The organism is Cupriavidus pauculus, assembly GCF_008693385.1.
GTDB lineage: Bacteria > Pseudomonadota > Gammaproteobacteria > Burkholderiales > Burkholderiaceae > Cupriavidus > Cupriavidus pauculus_D.
The window spans coordinates 3,401,209-3,425,263 of sequence record NZ_CP044065.1; the positions used below are offsets into that span (position 1 = coordinate 3,401,209).

General features: G+C 67.2%; 28 protein-coding genes. 19 read left to right on the forward strand and 9 right to left on the reverse strand.

Annotation, left to right across the window (positions count from 1 at the left end; genetic code table 11):
- Positions 1-56 precede the first annotated feature (56 nt).
- The 3 genes from glxR to gcl are packed head-to-tail and all read right to left on the reverse strand — an operon-like array spanning position 57 to position 3,631.
- Positions 57-980: a 2-hydroxy-3-oxopropionate reductase gene (glxR, locus tag FOB72_RS15535; protein ID WP_150373435.1), complete on the reverse strand. Its 924-nt coding sequence runs from the start codon at positions 978-980 to the stop codon at positions 57-59.
- Positions 981-1,028: 48 nt separating this feature from the next.
- Positions 1,029-1,811: a hydroxypyruvate isomerase gene (hyi, locus tag FOB72_RS15540; protein ID WP_150373436.1), complete on the reverse strand. Its 783-nt coding sequence runs from the start codon at positions 1,809-1,811 to the stop codon at positions 1,029-1,031.
- A gap of 26 nt (positions 1,812-1,837) precedes the next feature.
- Positions 1,838-3,631, reverse strand: coding sequence for a glyoxylate carboligase (gene gcl, locus FOB72_RS15545; RefSeq protein WP_150373437.1), 1,794 nt, complete (start codon positions 3,629-3,631; stop codon positions 1,838-1,840).
- Between the two features lie 228 nt (positions 3,632-3,859).
- On the opposite strand from gcl, the gene FOB72_RS15550 reads away from it, so the two are divergent.
- Positions 3,860-4,609 (forward strand): hypothetical protein, encoded by a 750-nt coding sequence (locus FOB72_RS15550; RefSeq protein WP_317889534.1) that lies wholly within the window; start codon positions 3,860-3,862, stop codon positions 4,607-4,609.
- A 94-nt stretch (positions 4,610-4,703) separates the two neighbouring features.
- Entirely contained in the window at positions 4,704-5,615 is a 912-nt protein-coding gene (locus FOB72_RS15555) for a LysR family transcriptional regulator (RefSeq protein WP_150373438.1), read from the forward strand.
- A 180-nt stretch (positions 5,616-5,795) separates the two neighbouring features.
- Here FOB72_RS15555 and FOB72_RS15560 read toward each other — a convergent pair whose 3' ends face one another.
- Together FOB72_RS15560 and FOB72_RS15565 are read right to left on the reverse strand one after the other, a co-directional pair.
- Positions 5,796-6,488, reverse strand: a complete 693-nt coding sequence (locus FOB72_RS15560) for a GntR family transcriptional regulator (protein ID WP_150373439.1) — start codon at positions 6,486-6,488, stop codon at positions 5,796-5,798.
- A 50-nt stretch (positions 6,489-6,538) separates the two neighbouring features.
- On the reverse strand, positions 6,539-7,939 hold the full coding sequence (locus FOB72_RS15565) for a C4-dicarboxylate transporter DctA (protein WP_150373440.1): 1,401 nt from the start codon (positions 7,937-7,939) through the stop codon (positions 6,539-6,541).
- 264 nt (positions 7,940-8,203) lie between these two features.
- On the opposite strand from FOB72_RS15565, the gene FOB72_RS15570 reads away from it, so the two are divergent.
- The 3 genes from FOB72_RS15570 to arsC all read left to right on the forward strand — a co-directional run bounded on the left by FOB72_RS15570 (position 8,204) and on the right by arsC (position 11,216).
- Positions 8,204-9,472, forward strand: coding sequence for an allantoate amidohydrolase (locus FOB72_RS15570; protein ID WP_150373441.1), 1,269 nt, complete (start codon positions 8,204-8,206; stop codon positions 9,470-9,472).
- Positions 9,473-9,526: 54 nt separating this feature from the next.
- Positions 9,527-10,777, forward strand: a complete 1,251-nt coding sequence (locus FOB72_RS15575; protein ID WP_411859838.1) for a M20/M25/M40 family metallo-hydrolase — start codon at positions 9,527-9,529, stop codon at positions 10,775-10,777.
- Between the two features lie 79 nt (positions 10,778-10,856).
- Positions 10,857-11,216 (forward strand): arsenate reductase (glutaredoxin), encoded by a 360-nt coding sequence (gene arsC / locus FOB72_RS15580; protein WP_150373443.1) that lies wholly within the window; start codon positions 10,857-10,859, stop codon positions 11,214-11,216.
- Between the two features lie 81 nt (positions 11,217-11,297).
- Here arsC and FOB72_RS15585 read toward each other — a convergent pair whose 3' ends face one another.
- The 3 genes from FOB72_RS15585 to FOB72_RS15595 form a co-directional block, all read right to left on the reverse strand.
- On the reverse strand, positions 11,298-11,546 hold the full coding sequence (locus FOB72_RS15585) for a hypothetical protein (protein WP_150373940.1): 249 nt from the start codon (positions 11,544-11,546) through the stop codon (positions 11,298-11,300).
- 109 nt (positions 11,547-11,655) lie between these two features.
- Positions 11,656-12,321: an exonuclease gene (locus FOB72_RS15590; protein ID WP_150373444.1), complete on the reverse strand. Its 666-nt coding sequence runs from the start codon at positions 12,319-12,321 to the stop codon at positions 11,656-11,658.
- A gap of 3 nt (positions 12,322-12,324) precedes the next feature.
- Positions 12,325-12,975, reverse strand: a complete 651-nt coding sequence (locus tag FOB72_RS15595) for an MBL fold metallo-hydrolase (RefSeq protein ID WP_150373445.1) — start codon at positions 12,973-12,975, stop codon at positions 12,325-12,327.
- 249 nt (positions 12,976-13,224) lie between these two features.
- On the opposite strand from FOB72_RS15595, the gene FOB72_RS15600 reads away from it, so the two are divergent.
- Entirely contained in the window at positions 13,225-14,043 is an 819-nt protein-coding gene (locus tag FOB72_RS15600; protein WP_411859803.1) for a septal ring lytic transglycosylase RlpA family protein, read from the forward strand.
- 105 nt (positions 14,044-14,148) lie between these two features.
- On the opposite strand, the gene rsmI is transcribed toward FOB72_RS15600, so the two are convergent.
- A complete protein-coding gene (gene rsmI, locus FOB72_RS15605; protein WP_150373446.1) occupies positions 14,149-15,069 on the reverse strand; it encodes a 16S rRNA (cytidine(1402)-2'-O)-methyltransferase in 921 nt (306 codons plus the stop codon).
- Between the two features lie 15 nt (positions 15,070-15,084).
- On the opposite strand from rsmI, the gene FOB72_RS15610 reads away from it, so the two are divergent.
- The 13 genes from FOB72_RS15610 (at position 15,085) to FOB72_RS15670 (ending at position 24,044) form a co-directional block, all read left to right on the forward strand.
- Positions 15,085-15,462, forward strand: coding sequence for a YraN family protein (locus FOB72_RS15610; RefSeq protein ID WP_150373447.1), 378 nt, complete (start codon positions 15,085-15,087; stop codon positions 15,460-15,462).
- Positions 15,463-15,522: 60 nt separating this feature from the next.
- Entirely contained in the window at positions 15,523-16,110 is a 588-nt protein-coding gene (locus FOB72_RS15615; RefSeq protein WP_150373448.1) for a phosphoheptose isomerase, read from the forward strand.
- A 224-nt stretch (positions 16,111-16,334) separates the two neighbouring features.
- On the forward strand, positions 16,335-17,207 hold the full coding sequence (locus tag FOB72_RS15620) for a BON domain-containing protein (protein ID WP_150373449.1): 873 nt from the start codon (positions 16,335-16,337) through the stop codon (positions 17,205-17,207).
- A 27-nt stretch (positions 17,208-17,234) separates the two neighbouring features.
- Complete coding sequence (locus FOB72_RS15625) at positions 17,235-17,720, forward strand: c-type cytochrome (RefSeq protein WP_150373450.1); 486 nt, start codon at positions 17,235-17,237, stop codon at positions 17,718-17,720.
- Positions 17,721-17,724: 4 nt separating this feature from the next.
- Complete coding sequence (locus FOB72_RS15630) at positions 17,725-19,005, forward strand: NAD(P)/FAD-dependent oxidoreductase (protein WP_150373451.1); 1,281 nt, start codon at positions 17,725-17,727, stop codon at positions 19,003-19,005.
- A 17-nt stretch (positions 19,006-19,022) separates the two neighbouring features.
- Positions 19,023-19,931: an EamA family transporter gene (locus tag FOB72_RS15635; protein ID WP_150373452.1), complete on the forward strand. Its 909-nt coding sequence runs from the start codon at positions 19,023-19,025 to the stop codon at positions 19,929-19,931.
- A gap of 246 nt (positions 19,932-20,177) precedes the next feature.
- Positions 20,178-20,504 (forward strand): c-type cytochrome, encoded by a 327-nt coding sequence (locus FOB72_RS15640; protein ID WP_109585286.1) that lies wholly within the window; start codon positions 20,178-20,180, stop codon positions 20,502-20,504.
- Positions 20,505-20,622: 118 nt separating this feature from the next.
- Positions 20,623-21,078 (forward strand): thiosulfate oxidation carrier protein SoxY, encoded by a 456-nt coding sequence (soxY, locus tag FOB72_RS15645; protein WP_150373453.1) that lies wholly within the window; start codon positions 20,623-20,625, stop codon positions 21,076-21,078.
- 24 nt (positions 21,079-21,102) lie between these two features.
- The gene (gene soxZ, locus FOB72_RS15650; protein ID WP_109585284.1) at positions 21,103-21,414 is read left to right on the forward strand and encodes a thiosulfate oxidation carrier complex protein SoxZ; all 312 of its coding nucleotides are present in this window, start codon (positions 21,103-21,105) and stop codon (positions 21,412-21,414) included.
- Between the two features lie 41 nt (positions 21,415-21,455).
- Positions 21,456-21,914 (forward strand): DsrE family protein, encoded by a 459-nt coding sequence (locus FOB72_RS15655; protein ID WP_150373454.1) that lies wholly within the window; start codon positions 21,456-21,458, stop codon positions 21,912-21,914.
- 80 nt (positions 21,915-21,994) lie between these two features.
- The gene (gene soxA, locus FOB72_RS15660; RefSeq protein ID WP_150373455.1) at positions 21,995-22,834 is read left to right on the forward strand and encodes a sulfur oxidation c-type cytochrome SoxA; all 840 of its coding nucleotides are present in this window, start codon (positions 21,995-21,997) and stop codon (positions 22,832-22,834) included.
- 14 nt (positions 22,835-22,848) lie between these two features.
- Positions 22,849-23,538, forward strand: coding sequence for a sulfur oxidation c-type cytochrome SoxX (soxX, locus tag FOB72_RS15665; protein WP_150373456.1), 690 nt, complete (start codon positions 22,849-22,851; stop codon positions 23,536-23,538).
- Positions 23,539-23,543: 5 nt separating this feature from the next.
- A complete protein-coding gene (locus FOB72_RS15670) occupies positions 23,544-24,044 on the forward strand; it encodes a TlpA family protein disulfide reductase (protein ID WP_150373457.1) in 501 nt (166 codons plus the stop codon).
- The last annotated feature ends 11 nt before the right edge of the window (positions 24,045-24,055 follow it).

The window sequence follows — 24,055 nt, forward strand, 5'->3', positions numbered from 1 at the left end:
GGGATGCGTGAGGCATCGCGCGCGAGGCGCGACGCCGTGCTTCGAAGCGTGTGGTGTTACTTGTCGCTCTTCGCGATCTCGTGGTTCGACATGATCTCGATCGCGCGGCACAGCGCCGAGTGATCGAGCTTGCCGAAGCCATGCGCCGCGCACGCGTTGAACAGTTCCTGCGCGGCCGACGTGTTCGGCAGCGACACGCCGAGCGCCTTGGCGCCCTGCAGCGCGAGGTTCAGGTCCTTCTGGTGCAGTTCGATGCGGAAACCGGGATCGAACGTGCGCTTGACCATGCGTTCGCCATGCACTTCGAGGATGCGCGACGAGGCGAAGCCGCCCATCAGCGCCTGGCGCACGCGCGCCGGATCGGCACCCGCCTTCGAGGCGAACAGCAGCGCTTCGGACACGGCCTGGATATTGAGGGCCACGATGATCTGATTCGCGACCTTCGTGGTCTGGCCATCGCCATTGCCGCCGACGAGCGTGATGTTCTTGCCCATCAGCTCGAACAGCGGCTTCACCTGCTCGAACGCTTCGCCGGGGCCGCCGACCATGATCGTCAGCGAAGCGGCCTTCGCGCCCACTTCGCCGCCGGACACCGGCGCATCGAGGTACGACGCGCCCAGCTTGTTGATGCGCGCGGCAAAGTCCTTCGTGGCGATCGGCGAGATCGAGCTCATGTCCACGACGATCTTGCCGTACGTGGCCTCCTTGCCCGCGGCCTTGTATGCGGCCGCGATGCCGCGCTCGCCGAACAGCACGGCTTCCACGTGCGGCGTGTCCGGGACCATCACGATCACGATCTCGGCGCGCTTGGCCACTTCTTCCGCGCTCGTGCAGACCGTGACGCCGGCATCGACGAGCGCCTGCGGGGCCGGGTTCACGTCATGCACGAACAACGTGTGACCCGCCGCGCGCAGATGACCCGCCATGGGTGCGCCCATGATGCCGAGGCCGATAAAGCCGATAGTGCGTTGGTTTGCCATGTGTGTCTCCTCCAGTCCAGATTCGGAAATAGGTTTTGCTGATGTCTGTCAGCCGATGCCGTGCGCGGCGCGCCAGCCGAGACCGGCCTCGGTCGAGGCGCGCGGCTTGTACTCGCAGCCGATCCAGCCCTGGTAGCCGATCTCGTCGAGATAGCCGAACAGGAAGCGGTAATTGATCTCGCCGGTGCCGGGCTCGTTGCGGCCGGGGTTGTCGGCCAGCTGCACGTGACGGATCTTCGGCAGGTTGGCCTTGATCGTCGCGGCGATCTCGCCCTCCATGCGCTGCATGTGATAGATGTCGTACTGCACGTAGAGGTTGGGCGCGTTGACCTGCTCGATCAGATCGACGGCCTGCTGCGTGCGCGACAGCGCGAAGCCGGGAATGTCGAACGTGTTGATCGGCTCGATCAGCAGGTCGATACGCTCGGCCGCGAGCGCATTGGCCGCGAAGCGCAGGTTCTCGACGAGCGTCTCGTTGGCGGCCTCGCGCCGCACGCCCTGCGGCAGGATGCCCGCCAGGCAGTTCAGCTGCCGCACGCCGAGCACCTTCGCGTACTTGATGGCCTCGCCCACGCCGTCACGGAACTCGCTGACGCGATCGGGATGGCAGGCGATGCCGCGTTCGCCCGCTTCCCACTTGCCCGCGGGCAGGTTGTGCAGCACGAGGTCGAGCTGGAAGCGGTTGAGGCGGTCGGCGATCTGGTCCGCATGGAACGCATACGGGAACAGAAACTCCACGCCGCGGAATCCCGCGCGCGCGGCGGCTTCGAAGCGGTCGAGAAACGCCACTTCGTTGAACAGCATGGTGAGGTTGGCGGCTAGCTTTGGCATCGTTGGCTCTTTGATGGATGACGCGGTCAGGCGGTTTCGGTCTCTTCCGAGAGGATGGCCTCGCCGGCAGCTTCGCTATCCGCGCGATCCTCGATCGGCTCGAACTCGTTGATGTTGTCGATCTCGGTTCCCATCGCGATATTGGTCACGCGCTCCAGAATCACCTCGACGACCACGGGCACGGAGAACTCGGCCATCAGGTCGCGCGCTTCCGCGAACGCGGGGGCGATGTCCTCGGGCTTGAACACGCGCAGCGCCTTGCAGCCGAGGCCTTCCACGACCTTCACGTGATCCACGCCGTAGCCTTCGAGCTCGGGCGCATTCACGTTGTCGAACGCGAGCTGCACGCAGTAGTCCATCTCGAAGTTGCGCTGTGCCTGGCGGATCAGCCCGAGGTACGAGTTGTTCACGACCAGATGGATATAGGGCACCTTGAATTGCGCGGCCACGGCCAGTTCTTCGATCATGAACTGGAAGTCGTAGTCGCCCGAGATCGCCACGACATCCGAATCGGGCGACGCGGTCTTGACGCCGATCGCCGCGGGAATCGTCCAGCCCAGCGGGCCGGCCTGGCCGCAGTTGATCCAGTGGCGCGGCTGGTTCACCGACAGGAACTGCGCGGCCGCGATCTGCGACAGGCCGATCGTGGTCACGTAGCGCACGTCGCGCGGGAAATACTGGTTCATCTCGCGATACACGCGCTGCGGCTTGACGGGCACGTTGTCGAAGTCGCTCTTGCGATGCATGGTGCGGCGGCGCTTCTGCACGTCGGCGACCCATGCCTTGCGGTCGGGCAGGCGGCCGGCCATCTTCATCTCGCGCGCCACCTCGACGAACAGCTCGAGCGCGGCCTTTGCATCGGAGACGATGCCGAGATCGGGACCGAACACGCGGCCGATCTGCGTGGGTTCGATATCCACGTGCACGAACTTGCGGCCCTTCGTGTAGACGTCGATGCTGCCCGTGTGGCGGTTCGCCCAGCGATTGCCGATGCCCATCACGAAGTCCGAAGCCAGCAGCGTCGCATTGCCATAACGATGCGACGTCTGCAGGCCGACCATGCCCGCCTGCAGCGGGTGATCGTCGGCCAGCACGCCCCAGCCCATCAGCGTCGGCACGACGGGCACGTTGACGAGCTCGGCGAACTCGACGAGCAGTTCGGAGGCGTTCGCGTTGATGACACCGCCGCCGCAGACGATCAGCGGGCGCTCGGCCGCGTTGAGCATGGCGATGGCCTTCTCGATCTGGGCGCGCGAGGCGGCCGGCTTGTACGGTTGCAGCGGCTGGTACGTTTCCGGATCGAATTCGATCTCGGCCACCTGCACGTCGAAGGGCAGGTCGATCAGCACCGGGCCCGGACGGCCCGAGCGCATCAGATGGAACGCCTGCTGGAACACCTGCGGCACCAGCGCGGGTTCGCGCACGGTGACGGCCCACTTGGTCACGGGCTTGGCGATCGACTCGATATCGACGGCCTGGAAGTCTTCCTTGTACAGCCGCGCGCGGGGCGCCTGGCCCGTGACGCAGAGAATGGGGATCGAATCGGCCCAGGCCGAGTACAGGCCCGTGATCATGTCGGTGCCGGCGGGGCCGGACGTGCCGACGCACAGGCCGATATTGCCGGGCTCGGCGCGCGTATAACCCTCGGCCATGTGCGAAGCGCCCTCGACGTGCCGGGCCAGCAGATGCTTGATCGATCCGGCCTTGCGCATCGCCGAATAGAACGGGTTGATGGCGGCGCCGGGGACGCCGAACGCGGTGGTGATGCCTTCCTTCTCCAGCACCGCGATCGCGGCGTCGACGGCTCTCATCTTCGGCATGTTTTGTCTCCAATAACGGGTGGGCCTGTGATTGGATTCGATGCTATGCCCGCACCGGGCTCGGGATAAACGGAACGACGATCAATTGATTCGATACTTCAGGTTTCGAATGGCTGGCAGCAACCCTCGAAATGTGATCGATGCGGTATGCAATCGCCATGCGTCCTGAACCCCCAATGAGTGGGGAATCCGTGCGAACTCGCACATTGGTGCTGTTCGGCGCGCGTCATGATCGCCACAATGTCGGGTTGCCAGATGTTCGATGTTTCCGCTCACATTCGACCCATGTACGCCCGGTTGCCGCCTACCTACGAACTGATCGAAGCGCTTCGCGCGACCGACGTCGCGACGCCGGCGGCGACCGGCAGTCCGGCGGTGTCGGTGGCACGCGTGCTCTGGGCCGCATTCATTGCCGCCGTCGTGCCGACCGTCATCACCGGCAGCGCGCTGGCGTACTGGCACCTGCTGCTGCGCCAGACGCCGCCGGTCTGGCTGCCGGAGGCCTTCCACGCGGCGCTGGCGGCCAGCGCGGCCTGCTATCTCGGTGCCTGGCTCGCGCGCATCGCCCAGCGGCGCGAGGCGCTCTGGCATCCGCTGCGCTGGATGACGCGGCGCCTGGATTCGCAAAGCACGGCCGAGAACGCGCTGCTGCTCCAGCTCGGCCGCATTCCACCGCTGCAACTGCGCGCGCGCCAGCGCCGCGTGGTGCTGCAGGTCCGGATGTGGGAAGGGTCGGCGCGTACCGTGGCCGTGCTGCTCGCGCTCGGTCCGGCCGCGTTCGTGCTGTTCGACGGCACCGCCGGCGCGCCCACCGCGGCCAGCATCCAGCAGGTGGTGGCCGTCTACGGCGCGGTGCTCGTGGCCGGCGCGGCCTTCGCGCTGTTCGCCCAGCTGCAATGTTCGGGGCCGCTGCGCCGGCTGGCCCATGTGCTCGGCGAAGCGGCCGAGATCAACGAAGCGCTGGGCCGCTCGCGCTGAGGCGACGCATAGCGGGTATCGCAGTCGGGGGATGCGCAAGCCGCCGCGCATGCTTCACAATGGCCGGCAGGAGACAACCTGCAATCTGGCCGACATGGATAAATTCAAGCAGATCGAGGCATTCATCGCCGTGGTGGAGCAGGGCAGCATGGCTTCGGCCGCGCTGACGCAGAACGTGACACCGGTCATGATCGGCCGCCGCATCAACGCGCTGGAGGCGCGTATCGGCGTCAAGCTGCTGCACCGGTCCACGCGGCGCATCGTGGTGACGGAGCAGGGCGCGGCGTTCATGGAGCAGTGCAAGAAGGCACTGTCCGATCTCGATCGCGCGGAGATGCTGATTGCGGAAGGGCGGCACAAGGCGACGGGCCACCTGATCGTCTCCGCGCCCGCCGCCTTCGGGCGCAAGCACGTGGCGCCCCATGCGCCGGCGTTCCTGGCCGCGAACCCGGACGTGCAGATCTCCTTCAACCTGACCGATCGCGTCGTCGATCTCGTGCGCGAGGGGTATGACGTCGGCATCCGCATCGGCGGTGCGATCGATCCCAATTTCGTGGCCATCAAGCTGTCGTCGAACAAGCGCGTGGTGTGCGGCACCCCGGCCTACTTCGCGAAGCATGGCGTACCGCGCACGCTCGAGGATCTCGAACACCACAACTGCCTCGCGTTCAACCTGCAGGGCGGCCAGCAGCGCGGATGGTATTTCAACGACAACGGGAAGACGGTGACCGTGCGCGTGAACGGCAACCTCGACTGCAACGACGGCGAACTGCTGCATCGCTGGGCGGGCGAAAGCCTCGGGCTGGGCTGGCGCTCGACATGGGAAATCCTGCCGCAGCTGGAAAGCGGGGAATTGATTACGGTACTCGATGAATTCGCGTTGCCGGACTACGACATCCTGGCGGTGTACCCGCAGCAGCGCCCCGTGCCCGCGAAGATCCGGTTCTTTATCGAGCATCTGAAGGCGCAGTACGCGAAGCCCGGGTACTGGAGCGGCCGGGTATAGGGCAGAAAAGGGCAGAAAAGAAAAAGCCCGCAGAGCCGTTGCGGTCTGCGGGCAGCCCTTCTTTCGAAGGACGGGGAGAGCCGATGAAGTGCGCCCCCGCAACTTCATGGCCAGACCGATGATGCGCGTACTACCGGTCCCCCGCCTTGATCGATATCAAATGTGACGGCATTGCGCGGATTACGCGAGCAGCGCCGCCACGAGGTCCTTGCCGCGCGCGGCGTCCGGCACCTCGTCGAAATGCAGCGCGGCTTCGACGTGCGCGAGGTGTTCCACCATCAGCGCCACCGCGCGCTCGGCATCGCCGGCGCGTGCCGCCTCGATGAACTCGCGGTGCTCGTCCGACGAGCACGTGGCATCGCGCCGAGACTGGTACAGCATGGTGATCACCGCGCTGCGCATCGACAGCTCGCGCATGATTTCGGTGAGCACGCTGTTGCCCACCACTTCGGCCATGACGATATGGAAATCCCCGAGCAGGCGCGTGCGCGTCTGGGCATCGTTGCCGTTCAGCGACTTGCGCTCGGCGGCCAGATGCTTGTCGATGCGCTTGTAGTCGGCGGCCGTGGCCCTGGCGACGAACTCGCGCGCGAGCGCCGCCTCGAGGATGCGGCGCACCGCGAAGACCTCCCGCGCCTCCTCGGCGCTGGGCTTGGCGACGAACGCACCCTTGTCGGGCACGATCTGGATCACCTTGTCCTTGGACAGCATCAGCAGGGCCGCGCGGACCTTGGTGCGGCTCACGCGGTAGACGCTCGCGAGCGCCTCCTCCCGCAGCTTGGTGCCGGGCGGGAGGCGGTGCGAGACGATGGCGGCGACGATATCGTCGGCAATCGCCTCGGCGGTCATGTCTGGATCGATATGCTCGGGCATGATGGCGCGCGTCGGGCGTGGCTCCGCGCTGAGACGAGAATCCCGAGATTCTAGCGCCCCACGGCGCTGCCGGGCAGCGGCGCGCTGGCGGGCACCTCGATTCCGCCCGCCACGGGAGGCGGCATGCCCTCGTCGAGCTCGCCAGCGGAGATCGCTCCATCGAGCACCGCATGGGCGCGTTCGCGGTCGATATCCTTCTCCCACGCCGCCACCACCACCGTCGCCACGCAGTTGCCGATGAGGTTGCCGAGCGCGCGCGCGATACCGATGAACCAGTCCACCGACAGCACGAGCACGAGGCCGATTGCCGGAATGGCGGGATGGGCCGACAGCGTGGCCGCGAGAATCACGATGGCGGAGCCCGGAATGCCATGCGCGCCTTTCGACGTCACGAGCGCCACCGCGAGAATGCCAAGGAGGTCGCCCAGCGCGAGCGGCGTGTTGGTGGCCTGCGCGATGAACACCGCGGCAAGCGTCAGATAGATCGAGAACGCATCGAGATTGAACGAATACCCGGTGGGAATGACGAGGCCCACCACCGACTTGCGGATGCCCATGAACTCGAGCTTGCGCATGACCTGCGGCAGCACGCTGTCCGACGACGCGGTGCCCAGCACCACGAGGAGTTCGGCGCGCAGATAACGAATCAGCTTGAAGACCGAAAAGCCGCAGGCGCGCAGGATGCCGCCGAGCACCGCGAGCACGAACACGACGACCGCGCCGTAGAACAGCACGACGAGGAAGCCGAGCTGCTTGAGCGAGCCGATGCCGTACTTGCCCACCGTGAACGCCACCGCGCCCAGCACGCCGATGGGCGCGAGCTTGATGATGAAGCCCATCATGCGGAACAGCGTCTGCGAGAACGTGTCGATCAGGCTCACGAGCGGCTTGCCCGGCTCGCCGACCAGCGACAGCGCGCAGCCGAACAGCACCGAGATCAGCAGCACCTGCAGCACGTCGCCGCTGGCGAAGGCACCCATCACGGTGTTCGGAATCAGCTTGAGCAGGAATTCGACGGTCCCCGCGCTCTTCACCTTCTCCGCGCCCTCGACATAGGCGGCCATGGCCGACGCATCGAGCGATTGCGGATTCACGTTCATGCCCGCGCCGGGCTGGAACACGTAGGCGAGCACGACGCCCAGCGCCAGCGCGATCGTCGTCACGATCTCGAAGTAGATCACCGCCTTCATCCCGACGCGGCCCACCTTCTTGAGTTCGCCGGCACCGCAGATGCCGGCCACGACCACGCAGAACACGATGGGGCCGATCAGCATCTTGATGAGCTTGATAAAGGCGTCGCCGAGCGGCTTGAGCTTGGCCGCGAACTCGGGCGCAAGGAGCCCGAGTACCGTACCGATCACGAGCGCGATCAGCACCTGGCCGAAGAGGGAACGGGTAAAGCGGGTGTGCAGGCGTGCGGGCGCACGCTGCGAGGGTACGGCAGGCTGCATGGCTGTCTCCGTGCGGACCGGTCCGCGCGTGCCGCGCCTATGCCGGTCCTGTCTGGTTCAAGGTCGCCCGTCATCGTTGTCGAACCCGATTGTTCGCGGCCGATTGTCCGTGCGTGCAGGCCAATATAGTGCATATAATTTTTGTATGCAATTTTTGAATCCACTGTGCTAACATGAATCGCAGAGAATAAGACTCTGGCGCGTTTCTTGTTAGGCAACAGATGCAATTTCGCGCAGAGTCACTGGCTTGAGCAGGAGACACGCATGGCAGCAAATCCAACGCCGGCCGCCGCATCCGTGAACACCACGGGCGCGCGCATCATGGAGTGGGCCGACGCCCTCGCCGTTCATACCGAGCAGCCCGGCATGCTCACCCGTACCTATCTGACCGACGCCCACCACGGCGCGGCCGCGCAGCTCGCCGCCTGGATGGAAGCCGCGGGCATGACCGTGCGCCGCGACGCGGCGGGCAATGTCATCGGCCGCTACGAAGGCACCACGCCCGACGCGCCCGCACTGCTGACGGGCTCGCACTTCGACACGGTGCGCGACGCCGGACGCTATGACGGCAACCTCGGCGTCATCCTGCCAATTGCCTGCATCGACGCCTGGCACCGCGCGGGCCGCCGCTTTCCGTTCGCGATCGAGGTGGTCGGCTTTGCCGAGGAGGAGGGCGTGCGCTTCAAGGCGACGCTGCTCGGCAGCCGCGCGATCGCGGGCACGTTCGACACACGCGTCCTCGACAACCTCGACGACAGCGGCACCGCCATGCGCGACGTGATGCGCGGCGCGGGGTTCGAACCCGACCAGTTGCCCGCCGCCGCGCACGATCGCCGCAAGGTGCTCGGCTTTGTCGAGGTGCATATCGAGCAGGGTCCCGTGCTGCTGAACGAAGGGTTGCCGGTCGGCGTGGTGACGGCGATCTCGGGCGCCTCGCGCTTTCTCGTGGAACTCGAAGGGCTGGCCGGCCATGCCGGCACCGTGCCGATGGATATGCGCCGCGACGCCGCGATGGCGGCCGCCGAGATCGGGCTGTATATCGAGCGCCGCTGTGGCGGCAAGCCGGGCCTCGTCGGCACTGTCGGCCAGTTCAACGTGCCCAACGGCGCCACCAACGTGGTGCCGGGCAAGGCCGTGTTCTCCATCGATATCCGCGCCGGCGACGACGCCGAGCGCGAAGCCGCCGTCAACGACGTGCTGGCCGAGATCGAGCGCATCTGCGCGCGCCGCAACGTGCGCGCCGCGCAGGTACGCAAGACCCACGAGGCGGCCAGCGTGCCGTGCGCGCCGTGGCTGCAGGACCAGTGGGCCGCCGCGATCGCGCGCACGGGCGCGCCGGTCCGGCACCTGCCTTCCGGCGCGGGCCACGACGCCATGGCCATCGCCGCGCTGACGGACGTGGCGATGCTGTTCGTGCGTTGCGGCAACGGCGGCATCAGCCATCACCCCACCGAAATCATGACCGCCGGCGACGCCGAGGTGGCCGCGAACGTGTTCAGCACGTTCGTCGAGCACTTCCAGCCCCGGCAATAAGCGATTGCTACCTACATAGAGACACAGGGCCAAGACATGACCGCACGCGACAACATGAATCCCACCGACACCACGCTCGTCCAGTTCATCGACACGCAGCGCCCGGCGCAGGAAGCCTTCCTCGCCGAGCTCGTGAAGGTGCCGTCGGACAACCCGTCCGGCGACTGCGCGGCGCATGGCCAGCGCGCCCGCGCGCTGCTCGAGCAGCTCGGCTTTACGGTCGAGGCGCACAAGGTGCCCGAGGACAAGGTGCGCGCGGCCGGCATGATCAGCGCCACCAACCTGATCGTGCGCAAGCAGTTCGGCACGGGCGGCCCGACCATCGCCATGAACGCGCATGGCGACGTGGTGCCGCCGGGACTGGGCTGGACGCGCGATCCGTACGGCGCGGAGATCGGCGACAGCGAGCATGGTCCGGTCATGTACGGACGCGGTGTTGCGGTCTCGAAGTCGGATTTCGCGACGTACACGTACGCCACGCTCGCGCTGATGGAAGCGGAAAAGCAGGGCGCGCGCCTCAACGGCACGGTCGAGCTCCAGTTCACGTACGACGAGGAGACCGGTGGCGATATCGGCCCCAGGCTGCTGCTCGACGAAAATCTGACCAGGCCCGACTACGCGATTTCGGCGGGCTTCTCGTACGGCATCACCTCGGCGCATAACGGCTGCCTGCACGTGGAAGTCACGGTCAAGGGCAAGCAGGGCCACGCGGCCATGCCCCATACGGGGGTGGACGCGATCGAAGCCGCCACGCATATCCTGCAGGCGATCTACGGCCTGCGCGCGCAACTGGCCATGCGCAAGTCGAAGGTGCCGGGCATCGACCACGCGACGCTCAATGTCGGCCTGATCAAGGGCGGCATCAACACGAACGTGGTGCCGGACCTCGTGACGTTCCGCGTCGACCGCCGCATGATCCCCGAGGAGATCGGGTTCGATGCCGAGGGCGAACTGCGCGCGGTGGTGGAGAAGGCCGCGGCGGAGCGCCCGGGCATCGAGGTGAAGGTCGAACGCATCATCCTCGCCGAACCGCTGTCCGAGCTGCCGGGTGTGGAAAAGCTGATCGGCGCGCTGAAGTCGCGCGCGGAGGCGGTGTTCGGCGTGGAGATTCCCGTCCACGGCGTGCCGCTGTACACGGACGCCCGCCACTACACGAGCCGTGGCATCCCGACGGTGCTGTACGGCGCCGGCCCCCGCACGCTGATGGAGGCGCGCGGCCACAACTCGGACGAGAACCTGCGCCTGAACGACCTGAACCGCGCAACGAAGGTGGTGGCACTGGCGCTGGCGGACCTGATGGCCTGATCACCCACCTGGCGGGCGGGAGCGGGGGCTGCGCCCCAGGCGCTATAGTCGCGGTTATTCCCAATCGCAGAGGCCCGCCATGATCACGATCTACCACAACCCCCGCTGCTCGAAATCGCGCGAAACGCTCGCCCTGGTCGAAGCCGCCGGCGAGCGGCTGGGCGAGCCCGTGGAGATCGTGGAATACCTGAAGCAGCCGCCCACCGTGTCCACGCTGCGCCAGCTGCACGCCATGCTCGGCGTCCCGGTGCGCGACATGCTGCGCGACGGCGAGGCCGTCTACAAGGAGCTCGACCTCGCCGACGAAGGTCTGACCGACGCCGAGCTGCTCGAAGCCGTGGCCGACCACCCGATCCTGCTGCAGCGGCCCGTCGTGGTGCGCAACCGCCGCGCCATCATCGGCCGCCCGCCCGAGAACGTGAACCCGCTGTTCGACTGACGCCGAAAACAAACCGGCCCCCGACGCAATGTCGGGGGCCGGCCGGTCAGGCTAGGGGGATCGCTTCAGGCGGGGTTGTCGTTATTGAACACCCAACCAGTGCATGGCCTCCTGACCGAAAGCGATCCCTGCCATCACAACCAGCAGTACGACCAGCGTGACGGTGCTTACGTAAAGCGTCGCCTTGGCGATCTCCGCATCTTCCTCGGCCCAGTGAGACCGGGAGAAGGAGCTGTGGGCGTTGTGCGTCGAAGATCGATCGTGGTTCCAGTGCGGCCAGTGAATCCGGGCCGTCCAATCCTTGAAGTGGGTTTCGGGATGGAATCGCATGATCAACACCTCCTTGGGCATCGTGGCCCAGGTCGCCATCGGCACACTTCTACTATAGGCCGGCGCGCGTGAAATGTGGCCTCGGCCCACCGTGAGAAGCGTGGGGCAGCTAACCCCGAGGCGATGGAGGTGACTGCTCGCTTTCGGCAGAATCGGTGTCTGGCAATGGTTCGGCGATAGCAGCGCGCTGCGCTTCACGCTCGCGTAGCACGGCCAGCATGTTGCAGAAAAGCGCACCCTGCTCGAGCGCGTCGTCGATTGCAACGTGCGTATGAGGCAACGGATCCTTCCAGTGGTCCGGCAGCGCGGGTTTGACGGTCTTGCGGTAGGGCAATCCCGTCAGCGCGAACCCCAGCGTCTTGATGTCCAGCGCGGCCCAGCCGAACGGCGAGCGGCCCGCAAAGCGCATCATGTACCAGAACATCCACGTGAAATCGAATCCGGCCGGAAACGCGACGAAGACGGGCTTGCCGGGCAGCGCCTCGACCCATTCGACATAGCGCACGATCGCCTCTTCGGGCCGCTGGAGGTCGCGCCGGCAGGCGGCCCAGGCCTCGGGCTGGGTTTCCCACCACTTCATCTGCACGGGATGGCCGCTCGCGCCCTGCAGCGTCTCGAGGTTGGCCGAGAACGTGCCGACCACGGTCTTGTCGGCCAGCATCGCGGCCGAAGCGAACGACAGCATCGAATGCGGGCCGGGAATCGGTCCGTCGGCCTCGATATCGGTGCTGACGTAGATTTCCGGACGGGTATCGGGTGCCTGTCGTTTCGCCATGGGTCAGTCTACCCCCACCACGTGGTCGGCGACAAAAGGATTGCTCCGGCGCTCCTCGCCGAACGTGGAGACCGGCCCGTGGCCGGGCACGAACGTCACGTCCTCGCCCAGCGGCCACAGGCGCGTGCGGATCGAGCGAATCAGGTCCGCATGGTTGCCGCGCGGAAAATCCGTGCGGCCGATCGACCCGGCGAACAGCACGTCGCCGACGATCGCGAGCCGGTTCCCGCGCGAAAAGAACACCACGTGGCCAGGCGTATGGCCGGGCGTGTGATAAACCTCGAGGGTTTCGCCGCCGAACGTCACGGTATCGCCATCCTCGAGCCAGCGGTCGGGCTCGAACGCCTCGGCCTGCCCGAACCCGAATCGGCGGGTCTGGTCGGGCAACTGGTCGATCCAGAAGCGTTCCGCCTGCTGCGGCCCCTCGATCGGAATGCCGAGCTCGCGCGCCAGCGCCGCGGCGCCCGCACAATGGTCCACATGCCCGTGTGTCAGAAAGATCTTCTCGAGCGTCACGCCATGTTCGGCCACGGCCGCATGAATGCGGTCGAGGTCACCGCCGGGATCGCAGACGGCGGCACGGCCGGTCGCTTCGTCGATCAGCAGCGAGCAGTTTTGCTGGAAGGGCGTGACGGGAATCAGGAGGACTTTCATGGCGTCTGGCAGGCATCGGCGCGGTGGCCCGGAGGTGGGCCATTGTAGCCCGCGACGCGCATTCGGACCGACGCGTGGCCCACTATAAGTGCGCCTTACGACACGCGGCTTCGGGGGAATGTAAATTTCCGCAATCCCTTGTCAGGCCAAGGATTGCGGCGATTTGTGACGCCGATTCAGACGGCTGTCTTAAATTTCGTAACAAAATCAAGGCTTAAGCCTCGGGGACCCAGTGTTAGACTTCGGGCCATGACCAGTCTAGCCACCATGCGCCCCGGTATTACCGAGGGGGGCCACCGTTTGCTTCACCGTTGCGCCGTCATCGCGTGCGCGCTGGTGATGGCCGCCTGCGCGACGCCTCCGGGCGGCAGCGACGGCGCGGATGTGGCGGGCTCGCCGGGCACCATCGCCACACCGGGTACCGCGACGCGCGGTGCCACGAAGGGCGGTATCAAGTCCGCCCAGCAGGGCAAGTCCGACAAGTCTGCAAAGTCCGAAGGCGCCAAGCCCGACGACCGCGGCAACTGGGACCTGTTCGGGTGGGGCAAGCAGGATCGCGATACGCCCGACAGCGCATCGTCGCTCGAAGGCCTCCGCGCCGACATGGGCACGTTCGAACAGCGCGGCATGGCGTCCTGGTACGGCAAGGGCTTCCATGGCCGCAAGACCGCCAATGGCGAGCGCTTCGACATGCGTGCGATGACCGCCGCCCACCCGTCGCTGCCGCTCGATAGCTGGGTGCTCGTGCGCAACCTGCGCAACGACAAGGTGGCCGTGGTCCGGATCAACGACCGGGGTCCCTATCACGGCAACCGCGTGCTCGACCTCTCGTACGCGGCCGCCAAGCGCCTGAACTTCGTCGATCACGGCGCCACGCAGGTGGAAATCCGCCGGCTGTCGCGCACCGAGGTGGCGGCGCTGGGTCCGCAGATCGACGCTGGCAACAACGAGGCCGGCGACGGTACCGGTGCCGACGATCTGAGCCCGCCCGATACCGCGAATACGCTGGTCCCGGCTGGCAAGAAGAAAGCGGCCGCCAGGGCCAGGACCGTCAAGCGCAAGCATTGATGTAGTCTTCCAGCCCCGGTGACGGACCGCAAAGATCCTCCTACCGCGCCCCGCCCCTCGATGGCTCCTCCCGGAGCCATCCCGCAGTCTCCCGCGTCCGCGGATTCAATCCTCCCCGTCCTCTTCCCCTTGCGACTTGCGCGACAGCGCGAGCCGGTACAGCGCATCGGTCTTGGCCCCGGTAATCGACGCAGCCAGCTTGGCCGCGCGCTTGGCGGGCAGTTCTGGCAACAGCAGATCCAGCACGCGTACGGCCTGCGGATCCAGCGCGGCATCGGCGTCCTCCGCCTGACCGCGCCGCGCGCCTTCCACCACGATCACGAACTCGCCCTTGCCACGCGTGGCTTCGGCGGCGAGCCATGCCGGCGCGTCCGCTGCCAACAGGACCGGCGTTTCCTCGAACAGCTTCGTCAGTTCGCGGCCGATCATCAGGCGCCGCGCGGGCAGCGCGGCCGCCAGCGCGGCCAGCGTCTCGCCGATGCGGTGCGGGGCCTCGTAGATGACCCATGGGTGGGCCAGTCCGGCCAGTCCCGCAACCGCCTCGTCGCGGGCCTTAGGCTTGCCCGGCAGGAAGCCGACAAACGTGAAACGCCCTTCGCCGTGCTCGAGCATGTCCCCGGCCACCGACAGCGCCGCAACGGCCGCGCTGGGGCCGGGCAGCGGCACCACGCCATGGCCGGCCGCACGCACGGCCTCCACGAGCCGCGCGCCGGGGTCGGAAATGCCGGGCGTGCCCGCATCGGAAACATAGGCGATGCGCTCGCCGGCCGCCAGGCGCGCGACAATGCGGTCGGCCGCCTCGCGCTCGTTGTGCTCGTGCACGGCCAGCAGCGGGCGATGCAGGCCCACGCGGGTCAGCAACTGGCCGGTATTGCGCGTGTCCTCGCAGGCGATGGCATCGACCAGCCCCAGCACATGGAGCGCGCGCAGGGACAGGTCCGCGACATTGCCGATCGGGGTGGCCACCACGTACAGGGTGCCGGGTGGATAGGTCTGGCCTGCGGCCAGCGAGTTCCAGTCAGCCATGCTTGAGAACTTCCCTTGAATCGTCCATTCAAAACCACCACGACGCAGACGGGCGCACGGGCGGAAGACCGCGCGCTGGCCTGGCTCGAGGCACGCGCCATGACGCTGGTCGTCCGGAATTATCGCTGCAAAGGCGGCGAGATCGACCTGATCATGCGCGCAGCCGACCAGACGCTGGTGTTTGTCGAGGTGCGCGCGCGGCGCGGCCGCGCGTTCGGCGGGGCGGCGGCCAGCGTCACGACGGCCAAGCAGCGGCGCCTGCTGATCGCTGCGGCGCAGTACCTGCTGACGCTCGATTGCACGCCGCCATGCCGCTTCGACGTGGTCGCGATGGAAGGCGGGCGCCTCGAATGGCTGCAGAACGCGTTCGATCTCGACGCGGCTGCGTCATAATGCGGCGGCAACCGTGACACCCGCAGCAAGCAAGAAGGAAGAAGGAAGGCCCACAGAGCCATGAGCATCGACAGTATCCAGCAGTATTTCCTGGACAGCGCCGACGTCGTGCGGCAGGCCGCGGCGACGATGGCGCCCCAGATCGACGCGGCGGTAGAGCGCGCCGTGGCCGCGCTGACGAGCGGCAACAAGATTCTCGCGTGCGGTAACGGCGGTTCGGCCGCCGACGCGCAGCATTTCGCGGCGGAGCTGATTGGCCGTTTCGAGCGCGAGCGTCCCGGCCTCGCGGCCATCGCGCTGACGACGGACAGTTCCATCCTGACCGCCATCGGCAACGATTACGATTTTTCGGTCGTGTTCTCGAAGCAGGTGGAAGCGCTCGGCCAGCCCGGCGACGTGCTGCTCGCGCTTTCCACCTCGGGAAATTCGGCCAACGTCGTCGCCGCGATCGAGGCGGCGCGCCATCGCGAAATGACCGTGATCGCGCTCACGGGCCGCGGCGGTGGGCAGATCGGTACCATGCTGGAGGAGTTCGATATCCACCTCTGCGTGCCCAGCGACCGGACCGCGCGCGTGCAGGAGGTGCACCGGCTGACGTTGCACTGCCTGTGCGACGGTATCGACGACGCGCTGCTGGGCGAGGCCTGAGGCCGCGAAAAAGTCTTCGCGCCGGCATGGACCGGCAAAGTTATCCCGGGTTGTGCACAGCGATATCCACAGCCCGACGCTCTTTTCAGCTGGTTGTTCACCCCTTATCCACCGGATATCGACCGGTTATTCACCCGGTTATCGACTGGAAAAGGAGCGGTTATCCACCGGATACCCACAATGCAGCATCAACTTCACCGTTATTGCCCCGAGCCAAGGACCGCATGAAGAACGTGCTTCTCCCGAACCCCCCCATTCCCGCTTCGTCCACGCGCCGCGCGCGCACCGCCCGTGCCGCGCGCACTGCCGTCACCGTGGCCGCACTGCTGGTTTCCGCGACGCAACTGGCCGGCTGCTTCCCGGTGCTCGCCGGCGCGATGGCGGGCGGCGTGCTGCTGGCCGCCGACCGCCGCCCCACGGGCACGCAGGCGATCGACCGCGGCCTGCAACTCGAGATCGAGAACACGCTGAGCTCCCGCTACAGCGGCGGCCAGGCCAGCGTGAGCGTCACGGTCTTCAACCGCAAGGTCCTGCTGACCGGCGAAGCCAGCAACGAACAGGTCAAGCAGCAGATCGAGCAGTACGTGCGCAGCCTGCCGAACGCGCGCGAGGTCATCAACGAACTGCAGATCACGTCGTCGCCGGGCTTTATGACCACGAGCAACGACGCGTACCTGACCAGCAAGGTCAAGACGCTGCTGGCGACGGCCGACGGCGTGCCCGCGAACTCGATCAAGGTCACCACCGACAAGGGCGTCGTGTACCTGATGGGCGTGGTCACCACGGCCGAAGGCGACAAGGCGACCGATATCGCGCGCAATGCGAGCGGCGTGGTCAAGGTGGTGAAGGCCTTCGACTACGTGAGCGACGCCGAGCGCGCGCGACTCGACCAGGCGGCGGCGGGCGGCAACGGCAATACCGGCGACACGCCGGTCGGCACGCCGGCCCCGGTGCAGTCCGTGCCGGGCACCGCGCCGAACGCGCCGGTCACGTCGGGCGCGCCCGCCAATACGCCCGTGCCGACCGCGGGCGATGGCACCGTCAGCACGCCGGTGGGTTCGCCCGTCACGGTGCCGGCGGGCCGCAACCTGCCCTGACCGATGCGCGCGCCGGGGAACAGCCTGATGGCCGCACGGGTGGACGCACGGGTGGACGCGCAGGTGGACGCACGAGCCGCCGCACAGCCCGGCGCGCGATCCGATGCGCGATCCGGCGCCGGCCGCCGCGCCCGGGTCGCCCTCCGGCTGGCCGGCGCGCTCGGCGCGTTGGCCTGCGCCGCGCTCGGCGTCCTGCCGGGCTCGGCACAGGCCCAGCCCGCCGTCCCCGATAGCCGCACGACCGTCGGCGTGCAGGCCGAGCGCGCCTTGCAGGCACGCCAGCAGGCCGCCAGCTGCGCGGCATGCCATGGCCCCGACGGCCACGCACCGGCGGGCAGTCCCATCCCGGGGCTGGCCGGCAAGCCGCAGGCGCAGATGATCGAACAGATGCTCGCGTTCAAGAACGGGCAGCGCGCGGGCACGGTCATGCCGCAGCTCGCGCGGGGCTACAGCGATGCCGAGATCGTCGCGATCGCGGCCTGGTTCAGCGATCCGGCGCAGACGCGGAGATAACGCCATGCAACGACGTTCGTTCCTCGGCGCGCTCTCCGGCGCCGCTGTCATGAGTACGGGTCTCGGCATGCTGACCCCGCGCCAGGCCCGCGCGGCCGCCCCCGCGAAGGTGGTGGTGGTCGGCGGCGGCTATGGCGGCGCCACGGCCGCGCGCTATCTGCGCGCCTGGAGCGGCAACGCGATCGAGGTCACGCTCGTGGAGCCGGACGCGGCGTTCGTATCGTGCCCGCTGTCCAATCTGGTCGTGACCGGCCAGCGCACCATGGCCGACATCACGCGCTCGTACGACACGCTCGCGAGCCGCTTCGGCGTGCGCATCGTGCGCGACACCGTCACCGCCATCGATCCGTCGCGCCGTACCGTGCGGCTGGCCGGCGGCGATACGCTGCCCTATGACCGGCTGGTGTTGTCGCCGGGCGTGGAGATGCAGACCGGCGCCATCGCGGGCCTGAGCCGTCCCGGCGGCGACCAGATCCTGCATGCGTGGAAGGCCGGCCCGCAGACCGAGGCACTCGCCAGGCAACTGGCGGCCATGCGCGACGGCGGCACGTTCGCGATCACGGTGCCGCTGGCGCCGTACCGCTGCCCGCCCGGGCCATACGAGCGCGCAAGCCTCGTAGCCGACTATCTCAAGCGCAACAAGCCGCGCAGCAAGGTGCTGATCCTCGACGCGAATCCGGACATCACGTCCAAGGGCGCGCTGTTCCGGCAGGTCTGGCAGACGCGCTATGCCGGCATGATCGAGTACCGGCCGCAGTACGAGACCGTCGATGTCGATCCGGCCACGCGCACGCTCAAGTTCGACGTACAGGACGACGAGCGCGCCGACGTGATCAACCTCCTGCCGCCGCAGCGCGCGGGGGCGATCGCGGTCGCCACGGGGCTGGCCACGGCCAATGGCCGCTGGTGCGAGGTGGACTTCCTGACGATGGCGTCGCGCGCGGCGCCCGATATCCACGTGATCGGCGACGCCATCCAGATCGCGCCGCTGATGCCGAAGTCGGGCCATATGGCCAACCAGCACGGCAAGGTGGCCGCGGGCGCCATCGTCGCACTGCTGGCGGGGCAGGCGCCCAATCCCGCGCCGCTCTACAACAACACCTGCTACAGCTTCACGTCGGCCAGCGAGGCCGTCCACATCGCAAGCGTGCACCGCTACGACCCCGCGCAGAAGACCATGGTGACGGTGCCCGGCTCGGGCGGTCTGTCGCCGGCGCCGAGCGATCTCGAAGGCCGCTATGCGCAGGCCTGGGCGCAGGGCATCTGGACGGACATGCTGGGCTAACCCCCGCCCCTATTTTCATGCTGGCCAAAGACCGCCTTCTCGCCCTCGGCATCATCGTCGTCTGGGGCCTCAACTTCGTCGTCATCCGGATGGGCCTCAACGGCATGCCGCCCATGCTGCTGGGCGCGCTGCGATTCCTGCTCGTCGCGTTTCCCGCCGTGCTGTTCGTGCCGCGCCCGCGCGTGCCCTGGCCGAAGCTCGTGGCCTACGGCGCGTTCATCAGCCTGGGCCAGTTCGCGTTCCTGTTCTATGCGATGACGGTGGGCATGCCCGCGGGCGTGGCCTCCCTGGTGATGCAATCGCAGGTGTTTTTCACGGTCGCCTTCGCGGCCCTGTATCTGCGCGAACCCGTGCGCTGGCACCATCTGGCGGGCATGATCGTCGCGGCCGCGGGCCTCGCGCTCATCGGCACCGGCATGTCCGGACAGACGGGCGGCGGCGCGCAGGGCATGACGCTCGCCGGCTTCGTGCTCACGCTGTGTGGCGCGGCCTGCTGGGCCACGGGCAATATCGTCAGCAAGACCATCGGCCCCGTCGATCTGCTCGGACTGGTCGTATGGGGCGCGCTGGTGCCCGTCGTGCCGTTCCTGCTGCTGTCCCTGGCGCTGGAGGGGCCCGCGCGCGTCGCCGACAGCCTGACGCACCTGTCGGGCATGGCCGTCTTCGCGGTCTGCTATCTGGCGTTCGCCGCGACGCTCTTCTGCTACACGATCTGGGGCCGCCTGCTGAACCGTTACCCGGCCAGCAAGGTCGCGCCGCTCACGCTGCTGGTGCCGCCGGTCGGACTGATTTCCGCCCACCTGCTGCTCGGCGAGGACCTCGCGGCCGCGCAGTGGATCGGCGCGATGGTGGTCATGGCCGGGCTGCTGCTCAGCGTGTTCGGCGGCCGGCTGGTGCCGGCGCGCAGGCTGGATCGACCCTCGTGAACCCGCAATGCGAGGGTTAACCCTTAAATCGGCGCCGCGACCCCTTGCCGCAGGCATATCGATATCACCGCGGCGTCCGTAGGGCATTGGATTCTTGAGGCAAAATAGCGGACTGGCCGCTTATGCCCGGGGAACATCGGGCACCGCCCCCCATCCTGATCACCGATACGATGCGGGTGGCCAACACGCGTCGCACGCGGCGCCTTTTGCCGTCCCCACGGCTTACGAGTTTGGAGCCAACAACAAATGAAGCAGTTCGTAATCGCAACGCTGATGCTGGCGGCTGCCGCGTCGGCGCACGCCGTCGATGCCGCCAAGGCACAGGACATCGCCAGCAAGAACGCCTGTATGGGTTGCCATCAGGTCGACAAGAAGCTGGTGGGTCCGTCGTTCAAGGACGTCGCCGCCAAGTACAAGGGTGACAAGGGCGCGCTGGCCAAGCTGACCGCGAAGGTCAAGAACGGCGGCGCGGGCGTCTGGGGTCCGGTGCCGATGCCCGCGAACGCGGGTGTCAGCGATGCCGACATCAAGACCGTGGTCGAGTGGGTCCTCGCGGGCGCGCCGGCCAAGTAAGCCAGATCGCAACGCAACAACGGCGGCGGCCTCCGGCACGACACGGCGGCCGCCGCTGGCAGTCAGGCAGTGCAGCAAAACCTATAGCAGTCGAAACGGGTAGCAGACAAAAGACGACATGAATCAGAAACGACGAGACGTCCTGCGGGTCACCGCCGTGCTGTCGCTGATGGCCGCCACCGGCCTGATCAGCGAAGCGCAGGCCGCGGAGTGGAACAAGAACGCTTTTGACGGCAAGAGCGTGGCCGACGTGATCAAGGCGCTCGGCGGCAACGGTACCGAGAAATCCGGTTCGATCACCTTCACCGCACCCGATATCGCCGAGAACGGTGCCGTGGTGCCCGTGGCGGTAACGAGCAGCATTCCCGATACCGAACAGATCGCGATCCTGGTGGAAAAGAACCCCTACACGCTGGCGGCGGACTTCAAGATCCCGGCCGGCACCGAGCCGTTCGTCTCCACGCGCGTGAAGATGGGCCAGACCTCGGTCGTGTACGCCGCAGTCAAGGCGGGGGGCAAGTGGTACGTGGCCCAGAAGGAAATCAAGGTCACGCTCGGCGGCTGCGGCGGCTGAGGCATTCATCAGGAGAGAGAGAACATGGCAGATCCGATGCGCGTCCGCGCCACCGAGAACGGTGGCGTCGTGGACGTCAAGATTCTGATGAAGCACGACATGGAAACCGGCCAGCGCAAGGATGCGAGCGGCAAGACCGTTCCGGCCTGGCATATCCAGACCGTCGTCGCGCAATGCAATGGCAAGGAAGTCTTCAACGCGCAGTTCGGCACGGCGGTGTCCAAGGACCCGTTCCTGAACTTCAAGTTCAAGGGCGGCAACAAGGGCGACAAGGTCACGGTGACCTGGGTCGACAACCGCGGCGACAAGCGCACCGACGAAGCGACCATCGCCTGATCCGGCGACGCCTCGAACACGCATATACGAAGGAACGCAGCATGCGGCGAGCATTCTTCAAGGCCACGGCGGCACTCGCCGCGGTGGGTCTGTCCGCGAAGGCCATGGCGCAGGCCAGTCCGGCCGCGCAGGGCAAGGGCGGCAACAAGGTCAAGGTCGTCTACCAGATGTCGGAAGGGCTCGATCAGGCCGTCCGCATGATGAGCAACCTGCGTAACCATCTGAACGGCGCGCCGGGCACGAAGATCGTGGTGGTGGCCTTCGGTTACGGCATCGACTTCCTGCTGGAAGGCGCCAAGGATGCGCGCGGCAATGCGTTCGACGCGCCGGTGGCCGCGCTGGCCGCTGATGGCGTGGAATTCCGCGCCTGCGGCAACACGCTGGCCGCGCGCCGCATTTCGCCGTCGAGCCTGCTGCTCGAGGCCAAGGTCGTCCCCGCGGGCGTGGTGGAAGTTGCCAACCTGCAGTTCAACGAAGGGTACGCGTACATCAAGCCGTAACGCTGTCACGGCCCGTACGCCCGAATCCCTCCATAACGCGAACGATGCGGGAGCCACCGCATCGCGAGGAGAAGGTCCCCATGCAGAACCATCGACGCCGCCCCGGTGCGGCGCTGCTGGCCATTGCCGCCACCGCCGCTGCGGCCGCCGCCATGGTCGCGGCACTGCCCGTCCAGGCGCAGGGCAGCACCGCCGAAGAGCTGGCCAAGTACCGCCAGATGCTGGCCGAAGGCAATCCCGCCGAACTGTGGGAAGCCGCTGGCGAGGAGCTGTGGAAAAAACCGGCCGGCCCGAAGAACGTCTCGCTCGAACAGTGCGATCTGGGCAAGGGTCCGGGCGTGACCAAGGGCGCCTACGCCGAACTGCCGCGTTACTTCAAGGACGCGGGCAAGGTCATGGACCTCGAGCAGCGCCTGGCCTGGTGCCGCGTGACGCTGCAGGGTCTGACGCGCGCGCAGGCCACGGCGAATCCGTTCTCCTCGCCCGGAAAATCCTCCGATATCGAACGGCTGGTCTCGTTCATCGCCGGCGAATCGCGCGGCGTGAAGATCAACGTCCAGCTGAGCACGCCTGAAGAGAAGAAGGTCTACGCGCTCGGCCAGAAGATCTTCTTCTACCGCGGCGGCGCGTACGACTTTGCCTGCGCCACCTGCCATGCGGTGGATGGCCAGCGCATCCGGCTGCAGGATCTGCCGAACCTGCTGCACGCCAGCGGCGCGCAGGCGGCCTACACGACGTGGCCCGCCTATCGCGTCTCACAGGGCGAGGTACGCACGATGCAGCACCGCCTGTACGACTGCCTGCGCCAGCAGCGCTTTCCCGAACCCGACTACGGTTCCGACGTGATCACCGCCCTGACGATGTTCCTCGCGAAAAACGCGAACGGCGGCACCTACGACGGTCCGAACCTGAAGCGCTGAGCGGGAGAGCCAATATGAATCGAATCCATGCATGGATGCTGACGAGCGCCGTGGCGACTGCGGCGATCGCAACGCCGGCGTTTGCACAGGACAGCAAGCCGGCCGCGAAAACCGCCGCCAAAGCTTCGGCCAAAACCACCGCGCCCGTCGCGGACGTGGGCGAGGGCGACCTGAAGAAACTCATCGCGCTGTCGTTCCACTCGAAGGGCCCGGCCACGCTCGAAGGCGTGCTCCAGCAGGACGCCACGCAGCAGGCGTGCAGCCAGTATCCGGACCGCACGAGCGTGCCCGAAGCCGTGGCCAAGAAGATCGAGGCGGCCGAGATCAAGCAGGTGAAGTACCCAACGGACGGCAAGTACCTCGGTGACTGGAAGGCGGGCGAGCAGATCGCGCAGAACGGCCGCGGCATGCAGTTCTCCGATCCGGTCGGCGGCACCAACGGCGCCAACTGCTACGCGTGCCACCAGCTCACCAAGGCCGAGATCTCGTTCGGCAATATCGGGCCGTCGCTGTATCAGTACGGCAAGCTGCGCGGCAACTCGGAAGCGGTCATCAAGTACACGTGGGGCAAGATCTGGGACTCGAACGCGTTCAGCGCGTGTTCCAACATGCCGCGCTTCGGGCACAAGGGCATCCTCACCGAGCAGCAGATCCGCGACGTGATGGCACTGCTGCTGGACCCGGCCTCGCCGGTCAACCAGTAAGCACGATGGGCGCGCGCCGGCGGTTCCTGCTCGCCCTCGCGGCCGGGGTCCTGTCCGCCGCCGGCGTGACCGGCGCCACGGCCGCCGAGGTGGGCGACGTCATCGCGCTGCCGCCCGTGCAGCTGCTCGACGGCCGCACGGTGCCGCCCTCGCAGTGGGCCGGCAAGCCGCTCGTGATCGAGGTGTGGGCGTCGTGGTGCCCGTTCTGCGCGCTGCAGAACCCGCGCTTGCAGGCGCTCTACGACAGCACGCGCAAGGCGGGGCATCCGCTTCAGGTGCTGACCATCAGCATCGACAAGGAACCGAAAGTCGCCGCCGAGTACCTGAAGCAGCGCGGCTACACGTTCCCGGCCACGATGGACTCGCCCGATCTGCGCAAGGCGCTGGGTCCGCGCAAGGGCCTGCCCGAACTCTATGTGCTGGACGCGCGCGGCCGCGTCGTCCAGAAGGAGCTCGGCGAAATGCTCGACGACGACGTGGCTGCGCTGGCCCGTTACGCGAAGTAGGCGAAAGACGC

Bases quoted from the DNA above. Each gene is read 5' to 3' on its own strand.
- soxY (WP_150373453.1), top strand. From the start codon at position 20,623: ATGAATCAGAAACGACGAGACGTCCTGCGGGTCACCGCCGTGCTGTCG.
- FOB72_RS15565 (WP_150373440.1), bottom strand. From the start codon at position 7,939: ATGCAGCCTGCCGTACCCTCGCAGCGTGCGCCCGCACGCCTGCACACC.
- FOB72_RS15615 (WP_150373448.1), top strand. From the start codon at position 15,523: ATGAGCATCGACAGTATCCAGCAGTATTTCCTGGACAGCGCCGACGTC.
- FOB72_RS15600 (WP_411859803.1), top strand. From the start codon at position 13,225: ATGACCAGTCTAGCCACCATGCGCCCCGGTATTACCGAGGGGGGCCAC.
- FOB72_RS15630 (WP_150373451.1), top strand. From the start codon at position 17,725: ATGCAACGACGTTCGTTCCTCGGCGCGCTCTCCGGCGCCGCTGTCATG.
- FOB72_RS15590 (WP_150373444.1), bottom strand. From the start codon at position 12,321: ATGGCGAAACGACAGGCACCCGATACCCGTCCGGAAATCTACGTCAGC.
- gcl (WP_150373437.1), bottom strand. From the start codon at position 3,631: ATGCCGAAGATGAGAGCCGTCGACGCCGCGATCGCGGTGCTGGAGAAG.
- FOB72_RS15670 (WP_150373457.1), top strand. From the start codon at position 23,544: ATGGGCGCGCGCCGGCGGTTCCTGCTCGCCCTCGCGGCCGGGGTCCTG.
- FOB72_RS15655 (WP_150373454.1), top strand. From the start codon at position 21,456: ATGCGGCGAGCATTCTTCAAGGCCACGGCGGCACTCGCCGCGGTGGGT.
- FOB72_RS15595 (WP_150373445.1), bottom strand. From the start codon at position 12,975: ATGAAAGTCCTCCTGATTCCCGTCACGCCCTTCCAGCAAAACTGCTCG.
- arsC (WP_150373443.1), top strand. From the start codon at position 10,857: ATGATCACGATCTACCACAACCCCCGCTGCTCGAAATCGCGCGAAACG.
- FOB72_RS15585 (WP_150373940.1), bottom strand. From the start codon at position 11,546: ATGCGATTCCATCCCGAAACCCACTTCAAGGATTGGACGGCCCGGATT.
- FOB72_RS15635 (WP_150373452.1), top strand. From the start codon at position 19,023: ATGCTGGCCAAAGACCGCCTTCTCGCCCTCGGCATCATCGTCGTCTGG.
- soxA (WP_150373455.1), top strand. From the start codon at position 21,995: ATGCAGAACCATCGACGCCGCCCCGGTGCGGCGCTGCTGGCCATTGCC.
- FOB72_RS15560 (WP_150373439.1), bottom strand. From the start codon at position 6,488: ATGCCCGAGCATATCGATCCAGACATGACCGCCGAGGCGATTGCCGAC.
- glxR (WP_150373435.1), bottom strand. From the start codon at position 980: ATGGCAAACCAACGCACTATCGGCTTTATCGGCCTCGGCATCATGGGC.
- hyi (WP_150373436.1), bottom strand. From the start codon at position 1,811: ATGCCAAAGCTAGCCGCCAACCTCACCATGCTGTTCAACGAAGTGGCG.
- soxZ (WP_109585284.1), top strand. From the start codon at position 21,103: ATGGCAGATCCGATGCGCGTCCGCGCCACCGAGAACGGTGGCGTCGTG.
- FOB72_RS15575 (WP_411859838.1), top strand. From the start codon at position 9,527: ATGAATCCCACCGACACCACGCTCGTCCAGTTCATCGACACGCAGCGC.
- FOB72_RS15625 (WP_150373450.1), top strand. From the start codon at position 17,235: ATGGCCGCACGGGTGGACGCACGGGTGGACGCGCAGGTGGACGCACGA.
- FOB72_RS15640 (WP_109585286.1), top strand. From the start codon at position 20,178: ATGAAGCAGTTCGTAATCGCAACGCTGATGCTGGCGGCTGCCGCGTCG.
- soxX (WP_150373456.1), top strand. From the start codon at position 22,849: ATGAATCGAATCCATGCATGGATGCTGACGAGCGCCGTGGCGACTGCG.
- FOB72_RS15555 (WP_150373438.1), top strand. From the start codon at position 4,704: ATGGATAAATTCAAGCAGATCGAGGCATTCATCGCCGTGGTGGAGCAG.
- FOB72_RS15620 (WP_150373449.1), top strand. From the start codon at position 16,335: ATGAAGAACGTGCTTCTCCCGAACCCCCCCATTCCCGCTTCGTCCACG.
- rsmI (WP_150373446.1), bottom strand. From the start codon at position 15,069: ATGGCTGACTGGAACTCGCTGGCCGCAGGCCAGACCTATCCACCCGGC.
- FOB72_RS15550 (WP_317889534.1), top strand. From the start codon at position 3,860: ATGATCGCCACAATGTCGGGTTGCCAGATGTTCGATGTTTCCGCTCAC.
- FOB72_RS15570 (WP_150373441.1), top strand. From the start codon at position 8,204: ATGGCAGCAAATCCAACGCCGGCCGCCGCATCCGTGAACACCACGGGC.